This is a genomic window from Streptococcus bouchesdurhonensis, assembly GCF_948472335.1.
Genome location: NZ_CAOKTW010000029.1, coordinates 1 through 5729 on the forward strand (window position 1 = coordinate 1; position 5729 = coordinate 5729).

5 protein-coding genes are annotated in these 5729 nt (G+C 39.3%); 3 read left to right on the forward strand and 2 right to left on the reverse strand.

Annotation, left to right across the window (positions count from 1 at the left end):
• Positions 1 to 1958, reverse strand: a 1958-nt coding sequence (locus tag QMQ21_RS18955) for a family 20 glycosylhydrolase (RefSeq protein WP_261814976.1), incomplete at its 3' end; no start/stop codon positions are given.
• 312 nt (positions 1959 to 2270) lie between these two features.
• On the reverse strand, positions 2271 to 2987 hold the full coding sequence (locus QMQ21_RS18960) for a GntR family transcriptional regulator (RefSeq protein WP_001007193.1): 717 nt from the start codon (positions 2985 to 2987) through the stop codon (positions 2271 to 2273).
• A gap of 318 nt (positions 2988 to 3305) precedes the next feature.
• Between QMQ21_RS18960 and QMQ21_RS18965 the strand changes: the two genes are divergently transcribed.
• The 3 genes from QMQ21_RS18965 to QMQ21_RS18975 all read left to right on the forward strand — a co-directional run.
• Positions 3306 to 5093 (forward strand): glycoside hydrolase family 35 protein, encoded by a 1788-nt coding sequence (locus tag QMQ21_RS18965; RefSeq protein WP_261814977.1) that lies wholly within the window; start codon positions 3306 to 3308, stop codon positions 5091 to 5093.
• Positions 5090 to 5566, forward strand: coding sequence for a PTS sugar transporter subunit IIB (locus QMQ21_RS18970; RefSeq protein WP_000156970.1), 477 nt, complete (start codon positions 5090 to 5092; stop codon positions 5564 to 5566). Before QMQ21_RS18965 ends, QMQ21_RS18970 begins: the two co-directional genes overlap by 4 nt.
• Positions 5567 to 5592: 26 nt before the next feature.
• Positions 5593 to 5729: PTS sugar transporter subunit IIC (locus tag QMQ21_RS18975; RefSeq protein WP_284525539.1), on the forward strand; the 137-nt coding region annotated here is incomplete at its 3' end.

The following is a 5729-nucleotide window of genomic DNA, read 5'->3' on the forward strand; positions in this document are numbered from 1 at the left end:
AAGTATTTGCGACCTGCATCGATGGAAATGACTTTATTCTTATTCAGTTTTTCAAGTTCGCGTTTAGCATCCTCTTCTTTTTGTGCTTCTGGAGTTAAAGCCAAGTTTTTAATAGCATCTTGAAGGCTTGCGATGGCTTGATCAATCGTATCCTGTTGAGCACGACTGAGGTTGCTATCGAGTGAACGGATGGTTTTTTCAGCTTCTTTGACAGCAGCAAAACTTTCAGCAGTATAGCGGTTAGGGTCTTTTGGTATAGTTTCTAGTGCTTTTTCTGCAGGTTGATAGTTGGCTGCGAAGTATTCAGCGTTGGCATTTGCAAAATGACGCATGAGTTTGAAGAGGCGAGATGGCGAATAACGTGCAGATGGGGTATCGGCCCAAGCAGCTACCATACCACCGATGATTGGGACATCAGCTCCTTCTGTTTTTGGTACAGAAGTGATTGGTGTGTTTTTAATACCATTGAGCCCCTGATCGAGATTGTACCAACCTTGGCCATCAGCGTTTCGTCCAAGAACGTAGTACCAAGCATCGTTGGTATTCAGGATTTGGTGACCTTTTTCAGCTAGTAGTTTAGAAGAAGCAACGTCGTAGCCCCCCCAACCACCAGTCCACATAGAAACGATGATGTCTTTGTCAAAACTACCAAAGCTTGTGTCGCTATTGTAGTAGATACCGTCGTTAAAGGCCATTGGTTTGAGACCGTGAGATTTTACAATACGAGCGAGGTCATTAGCGTAAGAGATGAATTTTTCATATCCTTTTTCAGGGTAGCCTTCATTTGGATAATATTTATCAGCTTGAAGCACACTCCAACCTTTAGCATTTGTCGCATCATTGGCATATTCATCCAAACCAATATTGAAGATTTCAGATTTGTTAGAGAAGTAGTTAGCGTATTTGTCAATCAGCGTTTTTGTAAAATCGACTGCTTGTTTATTATTTAGGTCAACAGTTCGTTCAGATTTTGTACCAAAATAATCAAAGTTAGGATTTTCAATACCAAGTTCTTTCATAGCATGGAGAATAGCATCCATATGTCCAGGACTATTGACAGTTGGAATCACTCCAATTCCCTTATCTTTGGCATAATTAATCAAATCTGTCATCTGACTTTCAGTGAGATGGTTGCCATTTGGATCGTCGTAATAAGCATTGGTTCCATTTTCAATGGCACGTTTGACATCATCACTTGAGTAGGTCTTATCGCCTACTTTCATAGACATATCATCCAGCATGAAACGGAGACCATCATTACCTACCAAGAGATGAAGGTCTGTATAACCATATTCTTTGGCCTTATCGATGATTTCTTTGAGCTGTTCAGGTGAGAAATATTTACGTCCAGCATCAATTGAAACGATTTTTCGTTTAGCTAATTTTTCATTTTCAGTTGCAGCACGTTCCTTCCCTGCCTCTGTTGCTGGTTTGTCAGCCTCTGCTTTTGGTTCATCTTTCTTAGCATCTTTTTCAGCTGGTTTATCCTTGTCAGCTTCTGATTTATCAGTCTTGCCTGTATTCGACTCTTTAGAATCAGCCTCTTTTGATTCTTCCTTTTTAGGGCTAGTTGCCTCTTCCTTTTTATCGGCAGTTTCTTTTTCAGCAGAAGTTGGATTTACCACTTCGGATTTATCACTAGGAGTTGAACTCACTTCCTCTTGTGGTTTTTCCTCTGTTTTTGAAAGACTAGCTACCGTATCAGTAGTTGGAGTTTCTGTTTCTACAGTTTTTGGAGCTTCTGGTTGAAGCTCTGCTTTAGGTGTTTCCTCAGTCCGATTTTCGGATGGTTGAGGGGAATCGGAAACCGTATGGATGGTCGGTTGGTTTTCCGTAGTAGTAGGAGTAACTCCATCAGCTGCAACTGTCTGTGCTTGGAAGGCAAATCCAATTAGGACAGAAGCTGCTCCTACAGCGTATTTACGAATGGAAAAACGTTGTTGTTTTTCTTGTTTCATTGCAAAACCTCCTGATTGTATTTTATATTGATAGCGTTTACATAAAACAACACCCTTATTTTATTTCTTATATTAATAAGAGTCAAGAGGAGGTGATAAAAAACTATAATAAGTATAAAAAAATATAAAATTTAAGCTTAAGATTTCAGATTGGTTGTAAAAGAAACATATATATATTTAGTAGAAATTTTTTAGCCCTATTTCTATAAAATACTCTACAAACTATAGAATCTACTATAAAAGGTAAGCGCTACCTTTTTGGTATGGTATAATAAACATAGAAAAAGCCCAAGCAAGGCTTAGGCTTTCTTCTTAGTGATCACGGTCACATGAAATGAATTTGATTTTGTAGTAATCTGCGCGTTTATATGTTTCGCTGTATGCAAGAACTTGACCAGTAGACTCTAGTTTAGTAGTCTTGGTTTGTAAAACGGTTGGGAATTGTTCATCGACTCCGAGGATTGAAGCCGCATGTTCTGGAGTTGGAAATGCTATTTCATTGATTTCTTCAAAATGTTCATCATTCATGTGAATGTGGTAATCCAATTTGAAACGGTTATAGATAGAGCTATAATATTCAAGATTTGGATAATTTGCGTTGATGTATTGTTCTGGGATGTAAGATGTATGGTAGATGTACACAACACCACCTGTTTCGCGAACGCGTTCAATCTTGTAGTAGAACTGATCTCCGCGTAGTCCAAGTTTTTCTAAGTAGCTTAGTTTATTTCCACGCTCAATAGAAAGGACGGTAACTTTATCATCTTTAGTTTCAAAAACTTCTACATCTGAAAACTCTACGAGTTTGTGTTTGCGTGCGCGTGAAACGAATGTACCCTTTCCTTGTTGACGGACAATATAGCCATCCTTGGCAAGGTCGTTTAAAGCGCGAACAACTGTGATAGAACTAACATCATACATTGCAATCAATTCAGCTTCAGTGTAGAATTTATCTCCACTGGCAAATTGACCAGAAATGATTTTGTTCTTTAACTCATCTTTAATATATTGATACTTTGGAATTGCCATATTTTCACCTCGATTTTCCTTCTCCGTTAAAGATTTTACCATAAAACTGGAAAGAATAGTAGCCTTTTGAATAAAAAAATTAGAATAATAGGCTATAAGGTTAATTTACATAGGAATAAATAGAAAAACCTACATTTTTATACATGGTGCTAAAATGTTGTTATGACTATAGATTACAAGATTTTTATAAGTTTTTTGTGTAAAATTTAGTGAAAAATGAAAAAAATTGTGAAAACCTATTGACAAATGTAAGATATTGAGATATATTTACTATATCAACAAATGAAAGCGTAAACTTTATTGTCAGAAGGTAAGAATATGACACGATTTGAGATACGGGATGATTTTTATCTCGATGGAAAATCATTTAAGATTTTATCTGGCGCCATTCATTATTTTAGGGTTCCTCCAGAAGATTGGTATCATTCGCTCTATAACTTGAAGGCTCTTGGTTTTAATACAGTAGAGACTTATGTGGCCTGGAATTTACACGAGCCTCGTGAGGGTGAGTTTCACTTTGAAGGAGCTCTGGATTTGGAGCGATTTCTTCAGACAGCACAAGATTTGGGTCTCTACGCTATCGTTCGTCCCTCTCCCTTCATCTGTGCGGAGTGGGAATTCGGTGGCTTACCAGCTTGGCTTTTAACCAAAGATATGAGGCTTCGTTCCTCAGATCCTGCTTATATTGAAGCTGTCGGTCGCTACTATGACCAGCTCTTGTCACGGTTGGTGCCACATTTGTTGGACAAGGGTGGCAATATCCTTATGATGCAGGTTGAAAATGAGTATGGTTCTTATGGCGAAGATAAGGCTTACCTAAGAGCAATTCGACAGTTGATGGAAGAGCGTGGCGTAACCTGTCCTCTCTTTACATCAGATGGTCCATGGAGAGCTACTCTGAAAGCTGGAACCTTAATCGAAGATGACCTCTTTGTAACAGGAAACTTTGGTTCTAAAGCTCCGTACAACTTTTCACAGATGCAGGAATTCTTTGATGAACATGGCAAGAAATGGCCGCTCATGTGTATGGAGTTCTGGGATGGCTGGTTCAATCGTTGGAAAGAACCGATTATCACACGGGATCCCAAAGAATTGGCAGATGCAGTTCGAGAGGTTTTGGAACAAGGTTCCATCAATCTTTACATGTTCCATGGTGGTACAAACTTTGGCTTCATGAATGGTTGCTCGGCTCGAGGAACCTTGGATTTGCCACAAGTTACATCTTATGATTACGATGCCCTTCTGGATGAAGAAGGAAATCCAACTGCCAAATATCTGGCAGTCAAGAAGATGATGGCAACACATTTTCCAGAGTATCCGCAGTTGGAACCACTCTACAAAGAGAGTATGGAGTTGGATGCTATTCCACTAGTTGAAAAAGTTTCCTTGTTTGAAACTTTGGATAGCTTGTCAAGTCCAGTAGAAAGCCTCTATCCTAAAAAGATGGAGGAGTTGGGACAAAGCTATGGCTATCTACTCTATCGAACAGAAACAAACTGGGATGCAGAAGAAGAAAGACTTCGTATCATTGACGGTCGAGATAGAGCTCAGCTTTATGTCGATGGTCAGTGGGTCGAAACCCAATATCAGACAGAAATTGGGGAAGATATTTTTTATCAAGGTAAAAAGAAAGCGCTATCTAGGTTAGATATCTTGGTAGAAAATATGGGACGTGTCAACTATGGACACAAGTTCTTAGCGGATACGCAACGTAAGGGAATTCGGACAGGGGTTTGTAAGGATTTGCACTTCTTACTAAACTGGAAACACTATCCACTCCCACTAGACAATCCTGAGAAAATTGATTTTTCAAAAGGATGGACAGAAGGACAACCAGCCTTTTATGCTTATGATTTTACAATCCAAGCGCCAAAAGATACTTACTTAGACTTGTCTGAGTTTGGTAAGGGAGTTGCCTTTGTCAATGGGCAGAATCTAGGACGTTTTTGGAACGTCGGCCCGACCCTCTCGCTTTATATCCCTCATAGCTACCTCAAGGAAGGTGCAAACCGCATTATTATCTTTGAGACAGAGGGTGAATATAAAGAAGAGATTCATTTAACTCGAAAACCTACACTAAAACATATAAAGGGGGAAAACTTATGACAATTGTAGGATGCCGTATCGATGGACGTTTGATCCACGGACAAGTAGCCAATCTTTGGGCTGGAAAACTAAATGTTTCACGTATTATGGTTGTAGATGACGAAGTTGTCAACAACGACGTTGAAAAGAGTGGTTTGAAACTAGCGACACCACCAGGTGTGAAATTGAGTATTTTGCCAATTGAGAAAGCGGCAGCCAATATTCTTGCTGGTAAATACGATAGCCAACGTCTCTTTATCGTGGCTCGTAAACCAGACCGCTTCCTTGGTTTGGTAGAAGCAGGTGTACCACTTGAAACCCTTAATGTTGGGAATATGTCTCAAACACCAGAAACTCGCGCTATCACACGTTCTATCAACGTAGTGGACAAGGATGTGGAAGACTTCCACAAACTGGCAGAAAAAGGTGTTAAACTTACTGCTCAAATGGTTCCAAATGATCCAATTTCAGACTTTTTGAGCTTATTAAAATAGGAAAAAATTTTTAGGAGGTCATTGTTATGATACAATGGTGGCAAATTTTACTTCTCACTTTGTACTCAGCTTATCAAATCTGTGATGAGTTGACGATCGTTTCATCTGCAGGTTCCCCTGTATTTGCTGGTTTCATTACTGGTTTAATCATGGGAGATGTGAC

Excerpts from the sequence above, each read along its gene's own strand:
- QMQ21_RS18970 (WP_000156970.1), top strand. The coding sequence starts at position 5,090 with ATGACAATTGTAGGATGCCGTATCGATGGACGTTTGATCCACGGACAA.
- QMQ21_RS18965 (WP_261814977.1), top strand. The coding sequence starts at position 3,306 with ATGACACGATTTGAGATACGGGATGATTTTTATCTCGATGGAAAATCA.
- QMQ21_RS18960 (WP_001007193.1), bottom strand. The coding sequence starts at position 2,987 with ATGGCAATTCCAAAGTATCAATATATTAAAGATGAGTTAAAGAACAAA.